The organism is Nocardia ninae NBRC 108245 (assembly GCF_007990755.1).
GTDB lineage: Bacteria > Actinomycetota > Actinomycetes > Mycobacteriales > Mycobacteriaceae > Nocardia > Nocardia ninae.
In genome coordinates this window covers 21196-44644 of the sequence record NZ_BJXA01000074.1, presented here as the reverse complement: position 1 = coordinate 44644, position 23449 = coordinate 21196, and the positions used below count along the sequence as shown (strand labels likewise).

The following is a 23449-nucleotide window of genomic DNA, read 5'->3' as shown; positions in this document are numbered from 1 at the left end:
CGCTGCTGGCTCAGGTGCTGGCCGCGCCGGTGGCCGGGGCGCTGGCGCTGCGGGCCATCGCACCGACGGTGGCGATCGCCCAAGCGCCGCTCGGCGAGGTGCTCGAGCAGCTGCGCGCGGCCGGTTTCGCGCCTGCGGGCGAGGATTCCTCCGGCATCATCGTGGATCTGCGCCAGCGGGGCGCCCGGATCTCGGCGCGGCCCAATGCCAGGCCGCCGTGGCGGCCGACGCCGCCGAGCACCGAACAGCTGGAACTACTCGTCACCGAGCTGCGCGCGGCCGATCGCGCCACCAGCGCCCGCTCCGGACAGTCGGTGCGGATGGACGGCACCCGCACCAATACCGCGGCGACCCTGGCGCTGCTGCAATTGGCGGCGCGGGTGCGGCGGTCGGTGAACATCGGCTACGTCGACGCCTCCGGCGTGGCGACGCAGCGTGTGGTGGAACCGCTCAAGGTCGGCAACGGCCAGCTCGACGCGCTCGACCCGGTGACCGGCGCGGTCCGGCACTTCACGCTGCACCGGATCGCGTCGGTCGCCCTGCTCGAATGATCAGGCCTTGGGCTTGGCCAGGCAGAAGGTGATCTTCGGGGTCTCCGAGATCAGGCGGAAGCTGTCCGCGTCGGCCCCGCACAGCAGCTCGTCGGCTTCGCCGTCGATCCGCTTCACCACCTTGAAGCTCGCCTCGGGGGTCGTGCAGTCCACGTGCTTGTAACCGGTGGCCGGGCTCTCGTTGTAGCAGCTGCCCTGCTTGAAGTTGGGCGCCAGGCACAGGAACGCGGTGGTGCCGCCCGCGAGGGTCTCCTCATAAGAGGTGTAGTCCGTCGGGCACTCGGTCTTCTTGTCGAAGGTCTGCGCGATCTTGTAGACCGCCTTCTCCGACGAGCAGTCCACCGGCTCGGTCTTGGCGTCGGTCGACGAACTCTTGGTGACATTGATGCAGTCACCGACGTTGGCCTTGGCCGTGTCGGACTTGCTGGCATCCTTGGCCGCCGAACAACCGACCACCGTGACGACCACCGCCGCCACCGCTACGAGGGCAAGCACCACGCGTGCCAGCAGCCTCGCTCCTGGAAACTTCACCTGAAAACCTCTCTCACCGAACACATTCACGCCGCTCGCGAACGCGGTGAGGATACCCGGACGCCGAGTACGGCCGCATCAGCTCCTGGGGTGATATCGGCGGACGGGATGCGACGGGCCTAAAACATGTAGGACATGCCGAGCAACGCGTACCCGAGGATCCTCGGGAGCAGACTGCCGAGCACTTGCAATCCAAAGAAGTTCACTAGCAACGCCTTTCGCGTATCACCCGTAACGTGGACGTTCGTCCAATACGTGGGTTCTTTCGCTTCGACAGACCGAGTCGTTACGCTTGGCCAGTATGACGCTGGACGACGTTGCCCGCGACTTGTACGGACTCGCTCCGAGTGAGTTCGTCGCTGCCCGCACGGCTCAGGTCAAACAGGCCAAGGAGGCGGGCGACAAGGAGCTCGCGACCGCCATCGGCAAATTGCGTAGACCCACGGTCACCGCGTGGACGGTGAACCTGCTGGCCCGCGAGGCGCCCGCGGACGTCGAGGCGCTGCTACAGCTGGGCGCGGCACTGCGCTCGGCGCAGCGGAAACTCTCCGGCGACGAGCTGCGCAGCCTCACCGGACAGCGGCAGCAGGCGGTCAACGCGCTGGCGAAGAAGGCGGGAGCACTGGCCGAGCAGCACGGACACCCGGTGAACGAGGGCGTGCTGCGCGAGATCGGCCAGACCTTGACCGCGGCGCTCGCCGACCCGGACGTCGCCGAACAGGTGCATTCAGGAACGTTGGCGACCGCGGCGACCTACGAGGGATTCGGCCCCGCCGGTCCCGGCTTGGTCGCGGTCGACGACGAAGCACCCGAGCCCGCCGCCGAGGAACCGGCCGAGGACAATCCCCGCCAGGAACTGGACGACGCGCTGGAGGCCCTCGAATCCGCCCGTGCGGCAAGGGATTCAGCGCACGAGGAGGTCGAGCGGGCTGCCGATCAACTGGGTGACATCGACGCTCGGATCACCGAGTTGAAGGAAGAGCTCGCCCGGGCGGAGCAGGAGCGGCAGTTCTGTCGCACGACCGAACGCACGGCCCAGGACCAGTTGCGTTCGGCGCAGCGACAGCTCGATCGGGTGGAGCGGTGGGTCGAGCGGGCGCGGGAGCGCGTCGACGGCGAGTAACGAAATCCACTGGCCGACCGAGGGTTCCCCTTGCTCCCGGCTCAGCCGCGCAGTCCGCCGGGGAAGAGGTACTCCTCCGGTGGCGGCGCCGTCTGGTCGAGCCAGGCGTCGAAGAACCCGGTCAGGTCCGTAGGCGACTTCGACTGGACGAACGTGCGGAACTCGGGCATGGACGCATTCCCATACACGTGGCGCGCGTTGAACTCTCGCACCGCCGCGAAGAACACGTCGTCACCGAGCTGCTTGCGCAGCGCGTGCAGGAACAGCGGACCGCGGTAGTAGACGGAGGTGAATTCCGTTCCGGCACCGGGATTTCCCAGCGATATCTGCCAGAACTCACTGTTGCCCAGGAACTTCTGAATGGTCTCGCGGTACTGCTGGTCGACGTTCTTGCCTTCCTTGTGCTCCGGCCACAGGTAGTCGGCGGTGTAACTGGCGAAGCATTCGTTCAGGCAGATATCGGACCACTGGCGCACCGACACCGAATCGCCCCACCACTGGTGCGCGAGCTCGTGCACCACGGTCGGCAGGTCCGTCCACGGCGCGTAGATCGGGCGGGTCTGGGTCTCCAGCGAGAACATGATGTCGGCGTCGACGTAGATGCCGCCCGACGAGTCGAACGGGTAAGGGCCGTAGAGGCTTTCGATGAAGTCGAGGATCTCCGGCAGGCGCTGCTCGGTCTCCCGGTTGCGTTCGGCCCCCGGGGCGAAGGCGCTGATCAGCGGGGTGCCGTCGGCGCGCTGCTGATCCAGGAAACTGAACTTGTCGATCGCCACGGTGGTCAGGTAGCCGAGCACCGGCTGGCGCGCCTCCCAGCTGACGGTCCGCCGCTCGCCCTGCACCACGTCCTGGGTGCGCAGGCCATTGGAGACGACCTCCCATTCCGCCGGAACGGTGGCGTGCAGCGCGAAAGTGGCCTTGTCCAGCGGGGTGTCGTTGAGCGGGTACCAGGTGGTGGCCGAATGCGGCTCGCCTGCCGCGAAGGCGCCGCCGCTCGGCGCGAACGTCCAGCCCTCGCCCTCGGTGTTCACGGCGGGACCGGCGTAGTCCACGGTCACCGTGAAAGGCAGTCCGGGCAGCAGCGGCAGCAGGGGCGTGACGGTGAGTTCGTGCGCGCCGTTGCGGTGGAACGCGGCGGGGAGATTGTTCACCGACACCACCCGCACGTCCGGCCCGGCGAAGTCGAGGTTGAACGCGCGCAGCGCCTGGGTCGACACGGCGTCGATGCGGGCCGACCCGGTGAGCTGGTGGCTCGGCGGGTCGTAGTCGATGGTGACGTCGTAGTGGCGGACGTCGTAGCCGCCGTTACCGTCCTCGGGGTAGTACGGGTCGCCGAGCCCGGACGACCCGGTGATCGGGTCGGGCGGCGGTTCGGCGGCAGCGGGCACCGCGGCGGTGACCAGTGCGCCCACGACCGCGGCGCTTATCCAGCCGGACAACCTCATTCGACAACCACCCCTTTTCGCCCCCCACCTTTCGGTACGGCTGTACCGACCCCGATGGATGGTAGCCGGTTCAGTCCGTGCTGCCGCTGAGCGCCACCGACGCGCCGAGGCCGACGATCATCATTCCGCCTGCCCCACCGACCGCTTCGAGCCGGCGCGGCGAGCGGGCGAACCAGGTCCGGGCCGAGGCCGCGAGCAGGGCCCAGGCACTGTCGGACACCACGGCCACCGCCAGGAAGACGGAGCCGAGGATCAGGAACTGCAGCGGCAGCGAGCCGGCGGCGGGCTCGGCGAAATGCGGCAGGATCGCCGCGAAGAACACGATCGCCTTGGGGTTGGTCAGCCCGACGATGATGCTCTGCCGCAGCACCTTCGCATCCGGCACGGACTCGATCGTGGTACCCAGCGCGGCACGCAGCGACTTGCGCTCACGGAACGCCTGGACTCCCAGGTACATCAGGTACAGCGCGCCCGCGAACTTGATCACGGTGAGCGCCAGCGACGAGGCCATGAGCAAGGTGCCGAGCCCCACCGCGACCAGCAGCAGCACGAAGAAGACACCGATGCAGTGCCCGGCCACCGAGAGCAGCGCCGCGCGCCTGCCGAGCGTGAGCGCTCGCCCGATGGTGAACAGCACACCGGGTCCGGGGACGATGATGAGGATGGTCGCCGCCGCGAGAAACGCCAGCAGGTTGGACATTGGAACCATTTACGGAGTCTAAGCGGGTGCGCAACCCGAAAAGGGTAGATCGCCGGCGGACTCAGGAGCCGAGATCGCCCGGCAACTGGTCCGGATCCAGCAGCAGCCGCTTGGCGGGCGCGCGCCGCACCTTGTCGGTGAGCGCGAGATTGTCGGTGAGCAAACGCCATTCGATGTCACTGATCGCGGCGCGGGCGCGTTCGATGACCTCCGCGTCGGTGGTGCCCCAGGCGATCGGCATGGCGCTGACCGACTGCCAGCGCTCACCCACCTGCCGCGGCGCGCGATCGGTGCGCACCGCGACCGCGGGCACCCGCTCCCCCGCCTCCGCCGCATGGCCGGGCAGCGCGCGGACCCGGCGGATCACCAGCGCGTAGCGAGAGTCGGCGGCGCCCGGCTTGGCCACATCGACCAGGGCGAGCAGCACCACGCTCGACGGATAGGTCTCCGAGACCACCGCGGGCACGAGCTCACCGTCGGTGTACAGCTTGTCGATGCTGGCGTGCCGCGCGGTCCAGAAGGCCACCCACAGCGCCACCACCGCGCCGAGCACGAAGGCGACCGCCAGCAGATAGGCCCACGGGTGGTCCAGCCAGATCAGATACGCGGCGCACGCCGTAGCGACGACCGCGGCGGCCAGCGCCATGATCCGTAGTCGCCGCTGGTCGGCGAAGACTTCGTTGACCGCATGGGCATGCTTGCGGTCCACCGGAAATTCGAAGCGTCGCACGTCCCTATTCCTAGCACAGTTTGCGGAGGAAAAGCCTCCGCTTATCCGATGGCCGGACCGAGCAGGTCGTCGGCGTCCATGATGCGGTAGGCATACCCCTGTTCGGCCAGAAAACGCTGGCGGTGCGCGGCGTATTCGGCATCGAGGGTGTCCCGGGCCACCACCGAGTAGAAATGGGCTTGGCCGCCATCGTGTTTCGGCCGCAGCAGCCTGCCGAGGCGCTGGGCCTCCTCCTGCCGGGAGCCGAAGGTGCCCGAAACCTGTACCGCGACCGACGCTTCCGGCAGATCGATGGAGAAGTTGGCCACCTTGCTCACCACCAGCACCGGGATCTCGCCCTGCCGGAACGCCTCGAAGAGCTCTTCGCGCTCTTTGGTTTTCGTCGAGCCCTGGATCACCGGCGCGTTGAGCGCCGCGCCGAGCTCGTCCAGCTGATCGAGGTAGGCGCCGATCACCAGGGTCGGCGCGTCGGCGTGCTTGGCCAGGATGGACTGCACCACGGGGATTTTCGTGCGCGCGGTGGAGCACAGCTTGTAGCGCTCCTCCGGCTCGGCGGTCGCGTAGGACATCCGCTCGGCGTCGGTGAGCGTCACCCGCACCTCGATGCACTCGGCCGGGGCGATCCAGCCCTGCGCCTCGATGTCCTTCCACGGCGCGTCGTAGCGCTTCGGGCCGATCAGCGAGAACACGTCGCCCTCGCGGCCGTCCTCGCGGACCAGCGTCGCGGTGAGGCCGAGGCGGCGGCGCGACTGCAGGTCGGCGGTCATCCGGAAGACCGGCGCGGGCAGCAGATGCACCTCGTCGTAGATGACCAGGCCCCAGTCGCGGCTGTCGAACAGCTCGAGATGCTTGTACTCGCCCTTGGTGCGGCGGGTGATCACCTGGTAGGTCGCGATGGTGACCGGGCGGATCTCCTTGCGCTCGCCGGAGTATTCGCCGATCTCCTCCTCGGTCAGCGAGGTGCGCGCCAGCAGCTCGCGGCGCCACTGCCTGCCCGCGACGGTGTTGGTGACCAGGATGAGCGTGGTCGCCTTGGCCTTGGCCATCGCCGCGGCGCCGACCATCGTCTTGCCCGCGCCACACGGCAGCACCACCACACCGGACCCGCCCGCCCAGAACGAGTCGGCGGCCATTTCCTGGTAGTCGCGCAGGTGCCACTTGTCGTCGGAGTAGTCCAGTTCGATCGGGTGCGCCTCGCCGTCGACGTACCCGGCCAGGTCCTCGGCGGGCCAGCCGATCTTCAGCAGCATCTGCTTGATCCGGCCGCGCTCGGAGCCGTGCACGATCACCGTGTCGTCGTCGAGGCGGGCCCCGAACATCGGCGCCAGCTTCTTGTGCCGCAGCACCTCCTCCAGCACCGCCCGATCCAGGCTGACCAGCACCAGCCCGTGCGCCGGATGCTTGACCAGCTGCAATCGCCCGTAGCGCGCCATCGTGTCCACGATGTCCACCAGCAACGGTTGCGGCACCGCGTACCGGGAGAAGCTGACCAGCGCGTCCACCACCTGCTCGGCGTCGTGCCCCGCCGCCCGCGCGTTCCACAGCGCCAACGGGGTCACCCGGTAGGTGTGCACATGCTCGGGCGCCCGCTCCAACTCGGCGAACGGCGCGATGGCCTGCCGCGCCGCGTCGGCCAACTCGTGGTCGACCTCCAACAGCAGCGTCTTGTCGCTCTGCACAATCAGCGGACCGTCCGTCACAGCCCCTCCTCGCGTCGATTCCGGACCATTCTCCCTGAGACCTCCGACAGCCCGGCACGGCCGGGTCCCTGACCACGACAATCGCGGACTCGGCGCGGGCAGGCTCAGTGCGGTCGAGGGGTCTGTTCGAGGGTGCGGTGGAACTCCGCCGGCCAGTCGAGGGCGGGGCCCGGCGGGTCGGTGGGCAGGCGGGCGGCCAGCCAGTGATCGCGGCGGCGGCCACGCTGCAGGCTGCCTTGGCGGGACAGGCCCTCGTAGTGGAAGCCGGCCCGCCGGGCGACCGCGGCGGAGGCGTAGTTGCCGACGAAGGCGCGCCAGCTGATGCGCTGCAAGGCCAGGCCTGCGGGGCGGAAGCCGTAGTCGCAGACCAGGTTCACGGCCTGGGTCATCAGGCCGCGGGACCGCACGCCTGGGGCCAGCCAGTAGCCGATCTCGGCGGACGACTCGTCGCGTTCACCGAGGCCGATCATGCCGACGACGGGGCCGCTCTCGTACAGGCGCAGCGCCCATGTCGGGCTGTGGCCCGCCCAGCCGGGGCGGACGATGTCATCGATGAAGGTCTGGGCATTGTCGCGGGTATAGGGCACCGGGATGGTCACCCACTCGCCGATGGACGGGTCCTGACAGCACTCGGTGATGACGTCGATGTCCGCCTCGGTGGGGATGGAGAGCCAGACGGTTCCGTTCGACAGCGCTTGTGCGTCCATCGAGTCATGTTGTCACGAATCGCCCGGTGGGATCATCGGGTTTACCGCGTGTTCGGTCGGCGGCGCCGCGGTAAATCGCACCGCGGGGAGCTCGTAGAATCCCCCTGATGGTTGCCGCTCTGCTTGCTGGACTGTTCGAATCACATCGAGCGCATCTGCTCTCGGTCGCGTATCGGCTGACGGGCAGCGTCGGCGACGCCGAAGACGCGGTGCAGGAGAGCTGGCTGCGCCTGGCCGGCGCCCGGCAATCCGAGATCGACGACCCCCGCGCCTGGCTCACGACGGTGGTGAGCCGCATCTGCCTGGACCGGCTGCGCAGCGCCGCGGTGCGCCGGGAAAGCTATGTGGGGCAATGGCTGCCGGAGCCGGTGGTGACCGGCCGCACGCCGTCGAGCACGCCGGACCCGTTGGAGACGGTGGTGCGCAAGCAGGAATACCGCCTCGCGGCCATGGTGGTGCTGGACAGCCTGACCCCGCCGCAGCGGGTGGCTTTCGTGCTGCACGACGGGCTTTCGGTGCCGTTCGACGAGATCGCCGAGATTCTCGAGGTATCCCCCGACGCGGCCAGGCAGCTCGCGGTGCGGGCGCGCAAGGCCGTGGCGCAGACACCGCCGCCGGTGCCCGATGCCGAGCACGAGGTCGCGGTGCAGCGGTTCCTGACGGCGCTGCGTTCCGGTGATGTCGGCGCGGTAACCGCTGCGCTGCACCCGGATTCGGTGGTGATCGGCGACGCCGACGGGACCACGTCGACTGCGGTGAACATCCTGCGCGGCGCGGATCGAATCGCGCGGTTCTACCTTGGGCTGGTGCGCAAGTACGGACTGGACGGCACCGACGTGGAACCGGCGTACGACTACGAATTCGCTTCGGTCAATGGACAACTGGGGTTGGTGGTCGCCGCGGGGAACGGGCATCCCGCTCGGGTCATGGGCTTCACGGTGTGCGACGGACTGGTTTGGGGCACTTACGATCTCGCGAACCCGGCCAAGCTCACCGGCATTCGATTGGGTTGAGCCCACCGCTCCGCAGCGCCGGGCCCGGCGGCCCGCCATCACGGTGTCGACCGGGATGGGAGCAGTCACCGAACCAGCACCAGAGCCGCTCAGGCCGGTAACCGGCGGCGATCCATGGCCTGGGATCGGCCGCGCGACCAGGTCGTGACCGACCCGCCGTAGCAGACCGGGTACGGATCCGTCGACCCCCGATGTGGCCGGATTCACACCACGAATGCTGGGCTAGTCTCCGAACATGCCTTCGCAACCCGCCACCGTTGCTCGACTGCGCCCGTTCGCCGCCACCATCTTCGCCGAGATGACCGAGCTCGCCGTCCGGTACGACGCGGTCAACCTGGGCCAGGGTTTTCCCGACACCGACGGGCCCGCCGGCATGCTCGAGGTCGCCAGGCAGGCCATCGCCGACGGTCTCAACCAGTACCCGCCGGGGCGCGGGATGCCGGTGCTGCGGCGGGCGATCGCCGACGACCGGGCCCGCCGCTACGGCACCCAGTACGATCCCGACACCCAGGTGCTGGTGACCGTCGGGGCGACCGAGGCGATCAGCGCCGCCGTGCTCGGCTTGGTGGAGCCGGGGTCGGAGGTCGTGTTGATCGAGCCGTACTACGACTCCTACGCCGCCGCAGTCGCTTTGGCGGGCGCGCAACGACGCACCGCACGACTGGTCGCCGACGGTGATCGGTTCGTGCTCGACCTGGACAGCCTGCGTGCCGCGATCACCCCGGCGACCCGGATGCTGATCGTCAACTCCCCGCACAACCCGACCGGCACCGTGCTCGGCCGCGCCGATCTCCAGGCGATCGCCGAAATCGCCTGCGAGCACGACATTCTGGTGCTCACCGATGAGGTCTACGAACATCTCGTGTACGACGGCGTCGAGCACATCAGCCTGGCCACGCTGCCCGGCATGGCCGAGCGCACCATCGTGGTGTCCAGTGCGGCAAAGACTTTCAACGTCACCGGCTGGAAGACCGGGTGGGCGTGTGGCCCGGCGGGGCTGATCGACGGTGTGCTCGCCGCCAAGCAGTTCATGACCTTCGTCGCGGGCGGGCCGTTCCAGCCCGCGGTCGCGCACGCACTGAACCACGAGCTGGAGTGGGTCGCCGGACTGCGGGACACATTGTCCGACCGGCGTCTTCGCCTCTCCGCGGCGCTCGCCGACACCGGGTTCGGGGTGAAGTCCAGTGCGGGTGGTTATTTCGTGTGCGGCGACATCACGGCCCTCGGCGCGTCCGACGGTCTCGCCTTCTGCCGCGAGCTGCCCAAGCGGCTCGGTGTCGCCGCGGTTCCGGTCAGTGTTTTCGCCGACGATGCCGCAGCATGGAGTCATCTGGTGCGCTTCACCTTCTGCAAACGCGACGAGACGCTCGACGAAGGCGTGCGCCGCCTCCGCACGGCCGGCTGAACCGCGCGCGGAGATCCGCCGGAAAACCTGACACACCCTGTCGAGGTTCGCTGACAGGGTATGACGCATGGCAACCCAATACTTCACCGCGACCAGCCTCGACGGCTACATCGCCGACGAGCACAACTCGCTCGACTGGCTGTTTCAAATCGACGACGCCGACGGCGCCGCAGAGCACAACATCACCGAGTTTCTCGGCAACGTCGGTGCGATGTGCATGGGCGCGACCACCTACGAGTGGATCGTGGTCAACGACCCGCCGGAGAACTGGGCGAAGAACTACGGCGACCGCCCGTGCTGGGTCTTCACCCATCGCACACTGCCTGCCATCCCGGGCGCCAACCTGCGTTTCGTGTCCGGCTCGGTCGAGTCGGTGCACAAGGAAATGGCGGAAGCCGCAGGCGAGCAGAATATCTGGGTCCTCGGCGGTGGCGACCTGGCCGGTCAGTTCGCCGACGCCGGGCTGCTCGACGAGATCATCGCGGGTATCGCGCCGGTGACCTTGGGCGCGGGTGCGCCGGTGCTGCCGCGCCGAATCCTTTCCGCGCGAATGAAACTCGTCGAGGTTACGCACAACGGGCAGTGGGCGGAGCTGCGCTACCGGTTGTCGCGCTAGCCGTCGTGCGGCACCCGTCCTGCATTCCGATCAGGACGGGTGCGGCAGCGTCGGATCGGCTGGTGGCCGGGTGCGCGGATACCGACGGGCTTGCGGCGCATGCCATCCGAAGCGCAGCGCGAGCAAACGGAAGGCGATGGCGCCGAGCGCGGCCAGCGCCCCGGTCCACGCCTGATAGACGCCGAAGTGCAGCAGTGTCGCGGTGGCGGCGGCCCCGATCAGGGCGGGCACCGCGTAGATCTGGTCCGGCCGAAGCACATTCGGCGTCTGCCCGCCGAGCAGATCCCGGATCACGCCGCCGCCGATCGCGGTGACCAGGCCGAGCAGCGCCGCCGAGGGGGCGCCGAGGCCGCGTGAGTAGGCGATGACCGTCCCGGTCACGCAGAACAAGCCGAGCCCGAAGGCGTCGGCGACCTCGAGCGGGCCGCGGGTCAGCCGCCGCGACGGATGCCAGAAGAAGATCACCGCCGCGGCCAGCATCGCCGTGTACAGATAGCTGAGGTCGACGAACGCGGCGGGCGGTGTGCGGCCGATCAGCAGATCCCGGATGATGCCGCCGCCGAGCGCGGTGGCGCACGCGAGCACCAGGATGCCGAAGATGTCGAAATCGCGCCGCACGGCCAGCAGCGCACCCGAACTCGCGAACGCGAAAACCCCGAACAACTCGCCGATATGCTGCACCGCGTCGACCGAGAGCCCGAAGTGAGCGGCCGACACCCCCGCACCGAAATCCACCATGCCGCTCACCGTGTCATATCCCGCCACACACACCGCACCGACAGGCGCGGATGAGACGAGACGCAGCGTCAGGCCGGAACGGGACGGGCGCGATCGGTGGCGACGAGGACCGCGATGGTGCCGAGCATGGTGCCCATGACGTACCGCTGGGTGCGGAGCCAGAGCGGGCGGCCAGTGAGGAAGGTTGAGATGCTGCCCGCGCCGAGCACGATCAGCCCGTTCACCGTCAACGCCACCGCGATCTGCACCAGTCCGAGGCACAGGCTCTGTAACCAGACCTGCCCCTGATCGGGCGACACGAACTGCGGGATCAGCGCCATGTACATGATCGCGATCTTCGGATTCAGCAGGTTGGTGACGAACCCCATCGTGAACAACCGCCGCGCCGGATCCGGAGCCAACGCCGAGGGTGCGAATACCGAAGTCCCGCCCGGCCGCAACGCCTGCCAGGCCAACCACAGCAGATAAGCCGCACCGGCCAGCTTCACCGCGAGATACAATCCGGGCACCACCGCGAACACCGCAGTGATCCCCACCGCGGCCGCGACCAGATACACCCCGAACCCCGCCGCGACACCGCCCAGCGACACCAACCCGGCGCGCCGCCCCTGCGACACCGTCCGAGAAACCAGATACATCATGTTCGGCCCCGGCGTCAGCACCAACCCCAACGCCACCACCGCTACCCCGAACACCGCCGCCATTTCGATCACACAGTCGATCGTCACCCACCGATGCCGACGCGTCTCGGTCCACTTCGAGGTTGCTGGCCCGGTGATCGGCGGCGGGCTGTGACTGTCAGCTTCCCGCCGCGATCTCCGGGCGGGAAGCTGAAAACAGCACGGCGGTCAGAGGTTACGGCGCTGCTGGATCGCGTCGGCGAGCCGGTCGAGCTGGCGGGCGGTGGTGTCCCAATCGAGGCAGGCGTCGGTGATCGACTGGCCGTAGGTGAGCTCGTCGGCGTGGCCGAGGGTCAGGTCCTGCCGGCCTGCCACGAGGAAGCTCTCCAGCATCACGCCGACCACGCCGGGTTCGCCGACGGCCAGCCGGGCCGCGATATCGGTGACCACGTCGACCTGCTTGTTGTGGTCCTTGTTGCTGTTGCCGTGGCTGGCGTCGACCACCAGTCGCTGCGGCAGCCCGGCCTTCTCCAGCAGCATGCACGCCTCGGCGACGGACGCCGCGTCGTAGTTGGTGCCGGAGGTGCCGCCGCGCAGGATGACGTGGCAGTCGGGGTTGCCGGTGGTGCGGATGAGCGCGGCGCGCCCGTCCAGGTCGGTGCCGGGGAACACGTGGCTGGCCGCGGCGGCGCGGACACCGTCGACCGCCACCTGCACGTCGCCGTCGGTGCCGTTCTTGATGCCGACCGGCATGGACAGCGCGCTGCTCAGCTGGCGGTGCACCTGGCTGGCCGCGGTGCGGGCGCCGATCGCGCCGTAGGAGACCAGGTCCGCGATGTACTGCGGGGTGATCGGATCGAGGAACTCACAGGCCACCGGCAGGCCGAGCGCACTGATGTCGGCGAGCAGCTTGCGACCGAAACCGAGGCCGGTGTTGACGTCGAAGGAGCCGTCCAGGTGCGGATCGTTGATCAGCCCCTTCCAGCCCAGGGTGGTGCGCGGCTTCTCGAAGTACACCCGCATCACCACATGCAGCCGGTCGTCCAGCTGGGCGGCCTTGGCGGCCAGGCGGCGCGCGTAGTCGAGGGCGGCGACCGGGTCGTGCACCGAGCACGGTCCGACGATCACCATCAGGCGGTCGTCCACACCGTTGAGCACATCCACGGTGGCGGCGCGGCCGCGGCGGACCGTGTTCGCGAGTCCGTCGGTGATCGGGTGCACATTGCGTACCTCGGCGGGCGAGCGCAGCGGGCTCACGCTCAGGGTGCGTTGGTCGTCGAGATCAGAATGCCGCGCATCGATGTCGGCAGCGGTAGTCATGGTCGTGGGTTCCTTTTCTTCGGCCGACCCCACGGACGTGAAACCCCGTCGAGCCGGTCCATAATCCGGCTCGGGGTGGAATGTTGTCAGCGCAGCTGAAGGCCGCAGACCTGCCCACCCAGGGCCGGCTTGCTAAACCAGAAATACACGCGCTGCACGTCAGGGACTGTACCAGGCAGGTACCGAGGGGAGCGGGGACCGTGCCGTATCGCACAGTGCCCGCCGACCGCCCATATCGCGCTGCCCGCCGAACGTCGGGTCGGGCACCGGCCCGACGTTCGGCGCGCGGCGGCAGTGGCACCAGCTCAGCCCCACTGACCGGGCACGTAGTCGCCGGCCGGGGTGCGGGCGATCACGTTCATCCGGTTCCAGGCGTTGATCATCGCGATGGCGGCGATCAGCGCGGCGATCTGGTCGTCGTCGTAGTGCTTGCGCACCTCCTGCCACACCGCGTCGCTGACAGCGCGGCCGTCGCCGATCCGGGTGGCTTCCTCGGTGAGCGCGAGCGCGGCCCGCTCGGCCTCGGTGAACACAGTGGACTCGTGCCAAGCGGCGACCAGGTTGAGTCGCACGGAGGTTTCACCGGCGTGTGTGGCGTCCTTGGTGTGCATGTCGGTGCAGTAGCCGCAACCGTTGATCTGGCTGGCGCGGATCTTCACCAGCTCGTAGGTGGCGGCGGGCAGGCCGGAGTCGTTGATGACCTTGGACGCCATGTTGAGTCGCTTGGCGAAGCTCGCGGCGATGGTGTTGGCGTAGAGGTTGAAGCGGGGTTCCATGGGGTGCCTTCCGTCGTTGTCCTGCGTCTGTACAGAGAGGACGACACGGGTCGGCGGAGTGTGACTCGGCGGCGCACGTGACTTGGGCCACTCCCGATTTCGATCGATCGTCGCAGCTCAGAGCGCGGCGTGTCCACGAGCGACGTCCCCAGACCGGAGTAATGTTCGTCAGCTATGGATACGCTCATCTTCGGCGGCCTGCTCGCGGTCCTGGTCATCCTGTGCGGGCAGCGCTCCCGGCGGATGGTGCTCGGCGCCTGGTGGGTACTGCTGGTCGCCACGCTGCTGCTGATGGCGCATCACATCACCGGCGGACTCGGCCTCGGGTTGAACTACTGATGGCCACCGAGGCCGTGCCCGCCCGGAGGACGGAAACCGTTGCAGGACAACTCCAGTACTGGCTCTCCGTGATCTTCGTGGTGGGCTGGACCGGCGTGATCTGCGGCGGGCTCGGCGTGCAGTTCGGCAGCTGGGACTATCCGTGCCCACTGTGCATGGTGCAGCGCATGTTCATGGCGCTCGCCGCGCTGGGGGCTGCGTTCATCGTCCGCAAGGGTATGACCGGAGCGATCCCCGCCCGCGACTACGCGATGGGCTGGGGCCTGGCCATCGTCGGCTGTGTCGCAGGCGGATTCACGTCCTGGCGGCAGACCATGCTGCACATCTTGCCCGGCGACCCCGGCTACGGTGCGCCGGTGCTGGGTCTGCACCTGTACGTCTGGGCCCTGATCCTTTTCGTCGCCGCGATCGCGACCGTCGGTGCGCTGCTGTCGTTTTCCCACGGCACCGCGGCGCGGACCATCCCGGCGACCCCACATCGACTGATCGGACTGATCGCGCTGTGGTTCCTCGGCGTCGTGCTGGCGATCAACCTTGTCGCGGTCTTCGCGCTGGAGGGGTTCCACTGGTTCCTGCCCGACGATCCGAGTCGCTACCAGCTGTTCTACGACCTGCACATCCTCAGCTGACGCGGCGGGCGTTCACTTCGCGAAGTCGTAGGTGACGCCGGTCAGCTGCTCCGACAGTTCCCACAGTCCGCGGGCGACATCGGTGTCCCGCGACGCCCTGGACGAACCGGAGACACCGGGGTAGCCACGCAAACCACGCAGGCCGGTCGGACCGTAGTAACCGCCCGGTTCGACCTCCGTGGTGGCGGCGTACAGCGTTGGCAGCGCACCCATTTCGGCGTTCTGCGCGAGCACCAGGTTGCCGAGCCACATCACCGCGTCCAGGATCGACTCGGTGTGCGACTGCAACTCGGTCGAGGCGTACCCGGGATGGGCGGCGACGGAGATCTTCGACGAACCCGCCGCGGTCAGCTTGCGCTGCAGCTCATAGGCGAACATCAGGTTGGCCAGCTTCGCCTGCCCGTACGCGGCCCAGCGCTGGTATTTGCGCCGCTCCCAGTTGAGGTCGTCCAGATCGATCTTGCCGATGGTGTGCGCGCCGCTGGCGACGGTGACGATCCGCTCCGAGATCTTGTCCAGCAGCAGCCCGGTCAACGCGAAGTGCCCGAGATGGTTTGTGCCAACCTGCATTTCGAAGCCGTCGGCGGTCCGCAGCTCCGGCAGCGCCATCACGCCGGCGTTGTTGATCAGCACATCGGCCGGTTCCGCCGCCGCGGCGAACTCCCGCACCGACGCCAGATCCGCGAGGTCCAGCTTGCGCACCACCGCGCGGTCGCCGAACGGCGCGGCCACCTGCTCCCCCTTGTCCACGTTCCGGCAGGCGAGCACCACCTGCGCACCGGCCCCGGCCAGCGCGCGGACCGTGGCCGCCCCCAGCCCGCTGTTCGCGCCGGTCACGATGAACCTGCGACCGGTCTGATCGGGCATCGACGAGGTATCCCACCTGCTCATACCGGCGAGTCTAAACCGGCTACCGGGTCAGGCCCGAGCAAGCACCTCGTCGTCGCTCAACGCGGCAACCTCCAGATATAGCTCGGCGACGCCGTGTAATCGGTCGGGGGTGCCGAGGTCGGTTTCCCTGGCCGTGAGCCGCTGGGCAAGGTCGGCGACGGTGCGGCCGATCAGCAGGTCGGCCACCAGCGCGTGGTCCACATCGAGCCATTCGCGCACCCGCGCGATAGCCGTGGTCGCCAGCACCGAATCGCCGCCCGCCGCGAAGAAGTCGTCGTGCACGCCGATCCGGTCCAGGCCGAGTACTTCCGCGACGATCGCGGCCAGCGCCGCTTCCAGCGGACCGCTCGGCGCGGCGTCCCGCGCTTCGGCGCCTGCCGGTTCGAGCAGGGCGAGCACGGCGCGGCGATCCAGTTTCCCGTTGTCGGTCAACGGCATTCGATCGAGGAGCTCGATCCTGGACGGAATCATGTAGCCGGGCAGCAGGTCCGAGACCGCCGCGACGATCTCGTCGACGGCGCCGGTCGCGCCGGCGACGGCGGCGACGAGCTTCGGTGCCGCGCCGCCCACCACGGCGGCCACCGCGTGCCGGACGCCGGGGGCGCTGCGCAGTCCGCTCTCCACCTCACCGAGTTCCACCCGGTAGCCGCGGATCTGCACCTGATGGTCGGCGCGGCCGAGGAACTCGATGGTGCCGTCCGGCCAGTACCGGGCCAGGTCGCCGGTTCGGTACCAGCGGATGTCGTTGTGCAGGACGAAACGTTCGGCGGTCCGCACCGGGTCGTTGCGGTAGCCCGCCGCGACATTCGCACCGCCGACCCAGAATTCGCCGGGCACCCAGTCGGGGCAGTCGCGACCCGCCGCGTTGACGACCCGGCAGCGCACATTGCGCAGCGGCACCCCGAAGGGCACCGTCGTCCAGTGCGCGGGCGGGTCGGTCACCTCGCAAATGGTGTTGTGGATGGCGGTTTCGGTGGCACCGCCGAGGCCGGCGAAGCGGCAGCCGGGCACCTGGCGGGCCAGCCTGCGGGCCAGGTCGGCGCCGACCCAGTCGCCGCCCAGGGTTACCGCGCGCAGCGAATCGCCGAGCTGGTCGCCGCCGACGTCCAGGATCATGTCCAGCATGCTGGGCACACAGTTGAGGATCGAAACCCGATGGTGCCGAAGCAGTTCCACCCAGATGGTGGCTTCCGCGCGCTGCTCGGCATCCAATGCGACCACGGCGCCGCCCACCGAGAACATGCCGAACATGTCGTAGACCGAGGCATCGAATTCCAGGGCGGAGAGCCCGAGTACCCGATCGTGCGCGCTCACCTCGAACCAGCTGTTCACCGCGTCGATGGTGTTCATCGCGGCGCTGTGCGGCACGTCGACCCCCTTCGGCACGCCGGTGGAGCCGGAGGTGAACAGCACGTAGGCGATCGCGTCCGTCTCGGGAATCACCGGTTCGGGCAGTGGGTTCGGATGATTGCGTGCCGTGGACAGTGGCAAGCAGGTGATCTCGGTGCGGCCGAGATCCGCGCCGTCGACAGTGAGCGCCGCGACCACGTCGCCGGTGCGCAGGATCTCCGCGCGCCGCCCGACCGGCTGGTCGAATCCGATCGGGAGGTAGCAGGCGCCTGCGGCCAGCACGCCGAGCACGGCCAGAATCTGGTCGGGCCCCTTGGGCAGCTGTACCGCGACTGTCTGACCCTGCCGAACTCCGTTGTCTCGCAAGGCTCCTGCCACGGCGAGCGCCTGGGCGGCCAGTTCGCGATAAGTCCAGCCGCCGTCGGCACCCCACAGCACCGCGGGAGCATCGGGGGTGGCGATGGCGTGCTGGAAGAAACCCTCGTGCAGTGCGCGCCCGCTGACCGGTCCGTCCGTCGCGTTCACTGCGGCGCGCACCGAAGCCTGCGCGACCGGCAGGCGCACAGCGGCTTCGGCATCCCAACCGGCCGAGCCCGCGAGCCTGCCGATGGCGTCGGTGTAGCTGGCGAACATGGCGTCGATCATTCCCGCGGGAAAGGCCGACTCCCGTACATCCCAGTTGAGCAGGAGTCCGCCGCGTACCTCGGTGACCTGGGCGTCCAGCAAGACCTGCGGGCCCTGCGAGATGATCCAGACCGGCTCGCCGAAGGTGTCGGTCACCGACTCGGCGAACAACTCGCCCAGGTTCAGTGCGCTGGTGTAGACGATGGGCGCGAGCACCGGCTCGCCGCGCTGACGCCCTAGATCCCGCAACACCTCCAGGCCCGAATACGCGGTGTGCGCGCCGCTTTCGTGCATGGCGCGCTGTAAGGCCTTGGCCCGCTCTGTGACCGTCACGTCCGCGCTGACGTCCACCTCGAGCATGATCGACGAGGTGAAATCGCCGATCACGCGATCCACCTCCGGATGCACCGGTTCCCGATGGAACAGCGGCACATTCAGCAGGAACCGGCTCTGCGCCGACCAGCCGCCGATGGTCTCGGCGAACACCGCGGCCAACGCCATCGCCGGGGTGATGCCGCGGGCATGGGCGGCGGCGAGCAGGCGCTGCTTCGCCTCCGGTGCGAGCCAATGGTCGTAGCGGACGGTGCGGTGCGGGTCGGTGCGTTCACTGACCGGAATCGTCGGCAGCTCGGGCGCGCCCGGCAGTTCGGGCAGCCGCTGCTGCCACCACTGCCGATCCCGCTCCCACGCGGCGGTGTCCGTAGTGCGCTCGGTGCGGTAGCGCCGATAGCTGTAGCCCTGCGGCGGCAACATCGCGCCGTGGTACAGCTCGGCGAGGTCGGCGATCAGCACCCGGTAGCTCATCGCGTCACCGGCCAGCATGTCGACATCGAGGTGCAGCCGGGTCCGGTCGTCGGCGAGCAGGCTCAGCGTCACATCCAGCACCTGGCCGTCCTCGATCGTTAGCCGCTGATGTGTTTTGGTGTCGCGCAGACGAGCCAGTTCCGCCTCTGCCGCGTCGCCGGAGAGTTCGCGCAGATCGACCACCGCGAAGACCGGACACCCGGCCGCCGCCATGGTCTGCTGCGTGCCGTCCGGCAGAAACCTGGTGCGCAGCATCGGATGCGCGGCAACGAGATCACCGACGGCGCGCTCGAGCCGCACGGGATCAACTGCGGTGCCGTCGAATTCGACGTACAGGTGGGCGGCGACACCCCCGAGATCCTGCTCGTCCGAGCGGCCGATCCAGTAGGCATGCTGCATCGTCGCCAGCGGGAAGGGGGCGAATTCGTCGTCGGCTGCCGCGACGACATCCGACGTTTCGGCGACCTCGGGTGTCGCGGCAATCTCCTCGTCGGCCCCGAGCAGCTGCGCCCATTGCGCGACCGACGGTGCGGCGGCGAGCTGGGCGAAGTTGATCTCGGCGCCGCGTTTGCGCCAACCACCGGCCAGCTTCATGGTGCGGATGGAGTCCAGGCCGAGCTGGATGAGGTCGGCGTCGTCGTCGATCGCCTCGGCGGGCACGCCGAGATGCTCGGCGAGGGCGGCGCGGATGTCGGCGCGTGCGATCACCGGCCCCCTGGCTGCGCTGTCCTTACGTTCCGCCCTGTCCCCCGGTCGCTGTGCTGGCTCCATCTGGCGCTGTCACTCCTTGGTCGCCGCCGTGTCCGGCGGATCGAGACTGCTCGATCGAGCGTATCGCATTGAGATAGGGTTGCCTTACCTACATTCGCCGGGATCGGCGTGAGCGACCTGTGAGGCAGACCGTGACTTCGACATCCACCCCGCATCGCGATGGTTATGTGCCCTTCCCCACGGCGGCGGGCGCGGCGTATCGAGCGGCCGGGTACTGGCGCGGGCGCGCGCTGGGCGACCTGTTGCGGGAGACGGCGCGGCGGCATCCGCATCGGCCCGCGCTGCTCGATGCCGAGGCCACGCGCAGTTATGCCTGGCTGGACGCCGAGGCCGACCGGATGGCGCACGGGCTGCTGGCGCTGGGCATCGCACCCGGCGACCGGGTGGTGGTGCAGCTGCCGAATATGCCGGAGTTCCTGACCGTGCTGTTCGGCTTGCTGCGCGCCGGCATCATTCCGGTACTCACGCTGCCCGCGCACCGGCGGGCCGAAATCGAGCACCTGGCAGCGCTTTCCGAGGCCGTCGCGTACATCGTCGTCGATCAGCTCGGCGATTTCGACTACCGGGAGTTGGCCGCCGCCGTGCGCGCGTCGGTGCCCTCGCTGCGGCACGTGCTGGTGCTCGGCGAGACCGGGTTCGGCGTGGACCTGAATTCGGTACCGCGCGAGGGCGGTTCGCTGCCGGAGATCGATCCGGGCGATATCGCGTTGATGCTGGTCTCCGGCGGCACCACGGGCCTGCCGAAGCTGATCGCGCGCACGCACGACGACTACGCCTACAACGCCACGGCAAGCGCCGAGGTGTGCGCGCTCACCGAGGACGACGTCTATCTCGCGGCTCTGCCCGCGGCGCACAACTTCCCGTTGGCCTGCCCGGGCATCCTCGGCACGGTGAGCGTCGGCGGCGCGGTCGCCTTCGTCACCGATCCCAGTCCGGAGAGCGCGTTCGCGACCATCGAACGCTACGGCGTCACGGTGACCGCCGTGGTGCCGCCGCTGGCTCAGCTGTGGTGTGCCGCAATCGAATGGGAGGCGGCCGACCTGAGCTCGCTACGACTGCTCCAGGTCGGCGGTGCCAGGCTCGCCGAGGTCAACGCCCGCGAGGTGACCCCCGCACTCGGTGCCACCCTGCAGCAGGTGTTCGGCATGGCGGAGGGACTACTCAACTTCACCAGGCTCGATGACGCCGACGAGCTGTTGCACACCACACAGGGGCGGCCGCTGTCGCCCGCCGACGAGATCCGGATCGTCGACGCGGCAGGCAACGATGTGACACCGGGCGCGGAGGGTGAACTGCTCACCAAGGGCCCGTACACCATTCGCGGTTACTACCGCGCGCCCGAGCACAACGCCCGCGCCTTCACCCCCGACGGTTACTACCGCAGCGGCGACCTGGTGCGCCGGTTGCCCAGCGGCCACCTGGTGGTCTCCGGCCGGATCAAAGATGTCATCAACCGCGGCGGCGAGAACATCTCGTGCGACGAGCTCGAGGAGCACCTGCTCACCCACCCGGCCGTCCGGCATGCCGCCGCCGTCGGGCTGCCCGATCCGGCCCTCGGTGAAAAGGTCTGCGCCGTACTGGTGGTCGACGGCGAGATGCCGACGCTGGCCGAGATCAAGACCTTCCTCGCCGCGCGCGGCTTGGCGACGTACAAGCTGCCCGACGTGTTGCGCCGCTCGGCTCAGCTGCCGATCACGGCAGTCGGCAAGATCGACAAGAAGGCACTGCGCGCCGCCGAAAGCTGATGAGGCCGTCGAAACAGCAGCTCGCCGGTGCAGGTGGCATTCCGGAAAACACAACAGGCAGCGCACCTTTCGATGCGCTACCCGACGACGGTACTGCCCGGAGGCGTTCGCTACTGCGCCCGCACCACGTAAGGCGCGATGCTGCCGAGCTTCTCGCAGGTCTCCTCGAATTCTCGCTCCGGCTTGGACTGCGCGACGATGCCGGCGCCCGCGCGCAGCCAGGCACCTTCGGTGGTCTGATAGATCGCCCGCAGCACCAGGGTCGCCTCCAGTGCGCCGTTCGGCGAAACCGTCACCACCGCACCGGAATACAACCCGCGCGGGTCGTGATCGAGCCGGAACACCGAGTCGATGCCCGCGTGCTTGGGGATCCCGGAGGCGGTGACCGAGGGGAACAGCACCTCGAGCGCTTCCCAACTGGACCGGTCGGCGGCCAGCCTGCCGCACACCGTGGAGGACAGGTGCTGCACGCTGCCGCGCTCGCGCACCGCCATGAAGTCGGAGACGGCGGTGGTACCCGGATCGGACACCGAGGCCATCTCCGCGAAGGAGGTCTGCACCGAAATCGCGTGCTCCACGATCTCTTTGGGGTCGGTGAGCAGGTCGGCCCGCGCCGCCATATCGGTCTCCGTGCCACGCCCGAAGGCACGGGTGCCCGCGACCGGTTCGGTGGTCACCAGACGATTCTCGTCGACGGATGCGACGAGCTCCGGGCTGAACCCGGCCGCTTCGAGCCCACCGAGCCGCAGCAGGAACGAACGCGCGGGCGTGTTGTGCGCGCGACCGAGCCGATAGGTCGCGGGGATATCCACCACGAACGGCAGATCGACTTTCCGCGACAGGATGACCTTCTGGTAGCGGTTCGCCTCGATCTCACCGACAGCTTTGGCCACGCGGTCCGCGTAAGCCGTCGGGTCCAGCCGGACATCCGTCGGATGCGGCTGCGGCAGTTCGGTTTCCTGCGATTCGGTGATCAGGTCGTGGATGTCGCCGGTCTCCGCCGGAGTGGCACCGGAGACCCGGATGCCGAACTCGCCGATCCGGACCTCGATGCGCGGAATCATCAACTGCACCAGCGTGGTCCGCGGGTCCAGATACTGCGTCGCGTCGAACGCCCACGCGCAGAACTCGAATCCGATCCAGCCGTAGGCGTTGCGTCCGTCGAGCGGCAGCAAGCCGAGTGCCCGATCGATGACGCCGGCCGGGCGGCCCTCCCACCGGGTGGCGGTGGTCTGCCCCGCCCAGGTGACCCGCAGTTCCTCGACGTCCAGCTCGATACCGCCGATCGGATCGGCCGCGAACACCCACTCGCCCGGTCGCTCGTACATCACGTACTCGCCGAACCGATCGGCCCCCGCCAGCCGGGACATCGCTGCCGCCGGATCGGTCACATACTCAACCCGCAAGCGTTCGTCCGTGGTCGACAACGATCCTCCAAAGCTCTAGCTGGCCCATCTTTAGAGGTAAGGTTAGCATTACCTGATTACGCTCGTACTGTGCTCGCGGACACAACGATCGATTGCGGCGCGGTCATTTCGCGGGCACAGCCAACGCGGAACGCTCGACGCTCAGCAAACTCTCCGCACCGTGTTCCGCGTGGTACGCGGCCGCGCCACCGCGCAGCCCGAACAACCGCTTGGAGTACAGCAGCCACACCACCGCGGCGATATTGACCAGGAGCGCGCCGACCCGCAGCGCGGTCACCTTCTCGGTCAATTCATAGATCTCCAGCGGCAGAAACAGACTCGTCGCGACGACGGCGAAGTACTCGCCCCACCGTTTCACCAGCCACAGCCCGAGCGCCTCGATGCCCTGCAAGGTCGCATAGACGAAGATGCCGACCGCCACCCACAACAGTGTCGTATTCGACAAGGAGAACGCCTCATCGATCAGATGCACGATCTTGGACCGATCGATATCCCAGCCGATCTGATCGGCGAACGGCCGCAGCAGCGGCAGATCCTGATCGAACGCGGCCCGCATGGTCTCCCGCGATGACCGGAACTTCAACACCCCCAGCGCGGCGACCACGAGCAGCAGCCCGCGCAGCAACCGCTCGATCGCCAAGGCCCGCATCAGCCAGCGATCTCGCAGCAGCCGCCCACGCGGCACCTCGGGCGCATGATCGGCAGGCCCCGACCCCACCGGCGCACCCGGCACGAAGGTCCCGCACCGCAGACAGCGCCACGCCACCCCGGCAACGGTGTCGACCCGCAGCCGTTCGGCCAGCTCCACCTCGTCCGGCGCATAGGTGTAGTGACCGTGCCACCCGCACGCGCGTAAGGCCCAATCCATCAGCGCAGCGTAATTCGGCTGACGCG

General features: G+C 68.6%; 22 protein-coding genes. 8 read left to right on the top strand and 14 right to left on the bottom strand.

The annotated features are described in order from the left end of the window. Positions 1 to 551: WYL domain-containing protein (locus NN4_RS35595; RefSeq protein WP_443093894.1), on the top strand; the 551-nt coding region annotated here is incomplete at its 5' end. Here the strand turns inward: NN4_RS35595 and NN4_RS35590 are convergent. Further along, a complete protein-coding gene (locus NN4_RS35590) occupies positions 552 to 1082 on the bottom strand; it encodes an LppU/SCO3897 family protein (protein ID WP_167768924.1) in 531 nt (176 codons plus the stop codon). Positions 1083 to 1383: 301 nt separating this feature from the next. Between NN4_RS35590 and NN4_RS35585 the strand changes: the two genes are divergently transcribed. Then, positions 1384 to 2205 (top strand): hypothetical protein, encoded by an 822-nt coding sequence (locus tag NN4_RS35585; protein WP_147140437.1) that lies wholly within the window; start codon positions 1384 to 1386, stop codon positions 2203 to 2205. A gap of 41 nt (positions 2206 to 2246) precedes the next feature. Here NN4_RS35585 and NN4_RS35580 read toward each other — a convergent pair whose 3' ends face one another. From NN4_RS35580 to NN4_RS35560, 5 genes are all read right to left on the bottom strand, one after another. After that, on the bottom strand, positions 2247 to 3650 hold the full coding sequence (locus tag NN4_RS35580) for a M1 family metallopeptidase (protein ID WP_147140435.1): 1404 nt from the start codon (positions 3648 to 3650) through the stop codon (positions 2247 to 2249). Positions 3651 to 3720: 70 nt separating this feature from the next. Further along, entirely contained in the window at positions 3721 to 4359 is a 639-nt protein-coding gene (locus tag NN4_RS35575) for a LysE family translocator (protein ID WP_107654033.1), read from the bottom strand. 52 nt (positions 4360 to 4411) lie between these two features. Beyond that, complete coding sequence (locus NN4_RS35570) at positions 4412 to 5080, bottom strand: DUF3239 domain-containing protein (protein WP_147140433.1); 669 nt, start codon at positions 5078 to 5080, stop codon at positions 4412 to 4414. Positions 5081 to 5121: 41 nt separating this feature from the next. Beyond that, positions 5122 to 6780, bottom strand: coding sequence for a DNA repair helicase XPB (locus tag NN4_RS35565; RefSeq protein ID WP_147140431.1), 1659 nt, complete (start codon positions 6778 to 6780; stop codon positions 5122 to 5124). A gap of 104 nt (positions 6781 to 6884) precedes the next feature. Continuing rightward, on the bottom strand, positions 6885 to 7487 hold the full coding sequence (locus NN4_RS35560) for a GNAT family N-acetyltransferase (RefSeq protein ID WP_147140430.1): 603 nt from the start codon (positions 7485 to 7487) through the stop codon (positions 6885 to 6887). A 107-nt stretch (positions 7488 to 7594) separates the two neighbouring features. Here NN4_RS35560 and NN4_RS35555 point away from each other — a divergent pair, with 107 nt between their 5' ends. The 3 genes from NN4_RS35555 (at position 7595) to NN4_RS35545 (ending at position 10521) form a co-directional block, all read left to right on the top strand. Continuing rightward, positions 7595 to 8500, top strand: coding sequence for a sigma-70 family RNA polymerase sigma factor (locus tag NN4_RS35555; protein WP_147140428.1), 906 nt, complete (start codon positions 7595 to 7597; stop codon positions 8498 to 8500). A 235-nt stretch (positions 8501 to 8735) separates the two neighbouring features. Beyond that, a complete protein-coding gene (locus NN4_RS35550; protein ID WP_147140426.1) occupies positions 8736 to 9905 on the top strand; it encodes a pyridoxal phosphate-dependent aminotransferase in 1170 nt (389 codons plus the stop codon). 67 nt (positions 9906 to 9972) lie between these two features. Beyond that, positions 9973 to 10521, top strand: coding sequence for a dihydrofolate reductase family protein (locus NN4_RS35545; protein ID WP_147140424.1), 549 nt, complete (start codon positions 9973 to 9975; stop codon positions 10519 to 10521). Positions 10522 to 10551: 30 nt separating this feature from the next. Here the strand turns inward: NN4_RS35545 and NN4_RS35540 are convergent, their stop codons facing one another. From NN4_RS35540 to NN4_RS35525, 4 genes are all read right to left on the bottom strand, one after another. Then, positions 10552 to 11259 carry a trimeric intracellular cation channel family protein gene (locus NN4_RS35540; RefSeq protein ID WP_147140422.1) on the bottom strand — a complete coding sequence of 236 codons (708 nt, stop codon included), beginning with the start codon at positions 11257 to 11259 and terminating at the stop codon, positions 10552 to 10554. Between the two features lie 68 nt (positions 11260 to 11327). Further along, positions 11328 to 11972, bottom strand: coding sequence for a LysE family translocator (locus NN4_RS35535; protein WP_147140420.1), 645 nt, complete (start codon positions 11970 to 11972; stop codon positions 11328 to 11330). A 135-nt stretch (positions 11973 to 12107) separates the two neighbouring features. Next, positions 12108 to 13199, bottom strand: coding sequence for a 3-deoxy-7-phosphoheptulonate synthase (locus tag NN4_RS35530; RefSeq protein ID WP_147140418.1), 1092 nt, complete (start codon positions 13197 to 13199; stop codon positions 12108 to 12110). Between the two features lie 305 nt (positions 13200 to 13504). Further along, entirely contained in the window at positions 13505 to 13975 is a 471-nt protein-coding gene (locus NN4_RS35525) for a carboxymuconolactone decarboxylase family protein (protein WP_147140416.1), read from the bottom strand. 174 nt (positions 13976 to 14149) lie between these two features. Between NN4_RS35525 and NN4_RS45390 the strand changes: the two genes are divergently transcribed. Next, positions 14150 to 14314, top strand: coding sequence for a DUF5993 family protein (locus tag NN4_RS45390; protein WP_167768923.1), 165 nt, complete (start codon positions 14150 to 14152; stop codon positions 14312 to 14314). Further along, the gene (locus NN4_RS35520) at positions 14314 to 14943 is read left to right on the top strand and encodes a disulfide bond formation protein B (RefSeq protein WP_147140414.1); all 630 of its coding nucleotides are present in this window, start codon (positions 14314 to 14316) and stop codon (positions 14941 to 14943) included. The genes NN4_RS45390 and NN4_RS35520 overlap by 1 nt, the downstream gene beginning before the upstream one ends. Positions 14944 to 14955: 12 nt before the next feature. Here NN4_RS35520 and NN4_RS35515 read toward each other — a convergent pair whose 3' ends face one another. Continuing rightward, complete coding sequence (locus tag NN4_RS35515; protein WP_147140412.1) at positions 14956 to 15834, bottom strand: oxidoreductase; 879 nt, start codon at positions 15832 to 15834, stop codon at positions 14956 to 14958. Positions 15835 to 15861: 27 nt separating this feature from the next. Beyond that, entirely contained in the window at positions 15862 to 19383 is a 3522-nt protein-coding gene (locus tag NN4_RS35510; protein WP_147140410.1) for a non-ribosomal peptide synthetase, read from the bottom strand. Between the two features lie 131 nt (positions 19384 to 19514). On the opposite strand from NN4_RS35510, the gene NN4_RS35505 reads away from it, so the two are divergent. Further along, positions 19515 to 21128, top strand: a complete 1614-nt coding sequence (locus NN4_RS35505; protein ID WP_147140408.1) for a (2,3-dihydroxybenzoyl)adenylate synthase — start codon at positions 19515 to 19517, stop codon at positions 21126 to 21128. A gap of 110 nt (positions 21129 to 21238) precedes the next feature. Here the strand turns inward: NN4_RS35505 and NN4_RS35500 are convergent, their stop codons facing one another. Together NN4_RS35500 and NN4_RS35495 are read right to left on the bottom strand one after the other, a co-directional pair. Next, on the bottom strand, positions 21239 to 22555 hold the full coding sequence (locus NN4_RS35500) for a salicylate synthase (protein WP_147140406.1): 1317 nt from the start codon (positions 22553 to 22555) through the stop codon (positions 21239 to 21241). Positions 22556 to 22658: 103 nt separating this feature from the next. Then, complete coding sequence (locus NN4_RS35495) at positions 22659 to 23426, bottom strand: DUF2127 domain-containing protein (RefSeq protein ID WP_186818784.1); 768 nt, start codon at positions 23424 to 23426, stop codon at positions 22659 to 22661. Between the last annotated feature and the right edge of the window lie 23 nt (positions 23427 to 23449).

Bases quoted from the DNA above. Each gene is read 5' to 3' on its own strand.
- NN4_RS35530 (WP_147140418.1), bottom strand. From the start codon at position 13,199: ATGACTACCGCTGCCGACATCGATGCGCGGCATTCTGATCTCGACGAC.
- NN4_RS35525 (WP_147140416.1), bottom strand. From the start codon at position 13,975: ATGGAACCCCGCTTCAACCTCTACGCCAACACCATCGCCGCGAGCTTC.
- NN4_RS35545 (WP_147140424.1), top strand. From the start codon at position 9,973: ATGGCAACCCAATACTTCACCGCGACCAGCCTCGACGGCTACATCGCC.
- NN4_RS35580 (WP_147140435.1), bottom strand. From the start codon at position 3,650: ATGAGGTTGTCCGGCTGGATAAGCGCCGCGGTCGTGGGCGCACTGGTC.
- NN4_RS35515 (WP_147140412.1), bottom strand. From the start codon at position 15,834: ATGAGCAGGTGGGATACCTCGTCGATGCCCGATCAGACCGGTCGCAGG.
- NN4_RS35560 (WP_147140430.1), bottom strand. From the start codon at position 7,487: ATGGACGCACAAGCGCTGTCGAACGGAACCGTCTGGCTCTCCATCCCC.
- NN4_RS35585 (WP_147140437.1), top strand. From the start codon at position 1,384: ATGACGCTGGACGACGTTGCCCGCGACTTGTACGGACTCGCTCCGAGT.
- NN4_RS35540 (WP_147140422.1), bottom strand. From the start codon at position 11,259: ATGGTGGATTTCGGTGCGGGGGTGTCGGCCGCTCACTTCGGGCTCTCG.
- NN4_RS35510 (WP_147140410.1), bottom strand. From the start codon at position 19,383: ATGGAGCCAGCACAGCGACCGGGGGACAGGGCGGAACGTAAGGACAGC.
- NN4_RS35550 (WP_147140426.1), top strand. From the start codon at position 8,736: ATGCCTTCGCAACCCGCCACCGTTGCTCGACTGCGCCCGTTCGCCGCC.
- NN4_RS45390 (WP_167768923.1), top strand. From the start codon at position 14,150: ATGGATACGCTCATCTTCGGCGGCCTGCTCGCGGTCCTGGTCATCCTG.
- NN4_RS35575 (WP_107654033.1), bottom strand. From the start codon at position 4,359: ATGGTTCCAATGTCCAACCTGCTGGCGTTTCTCGCGGCGGCGACCATC.
- NN4_RS35555 (WP_147140428.1), top strand. From the start codon at position 7,595: ATGGTTGCCGCTCTGCTTGCTGGACTGTTCGAATCACATCGAGCGCAT.
- NN4_RS35520 (WP_147140414.1), top strand. From the start codon at position 14,314: ATGGCCACCGAGGCCGTGCCCGCCCGGAGGACGGAAACCGTTGCAGGA.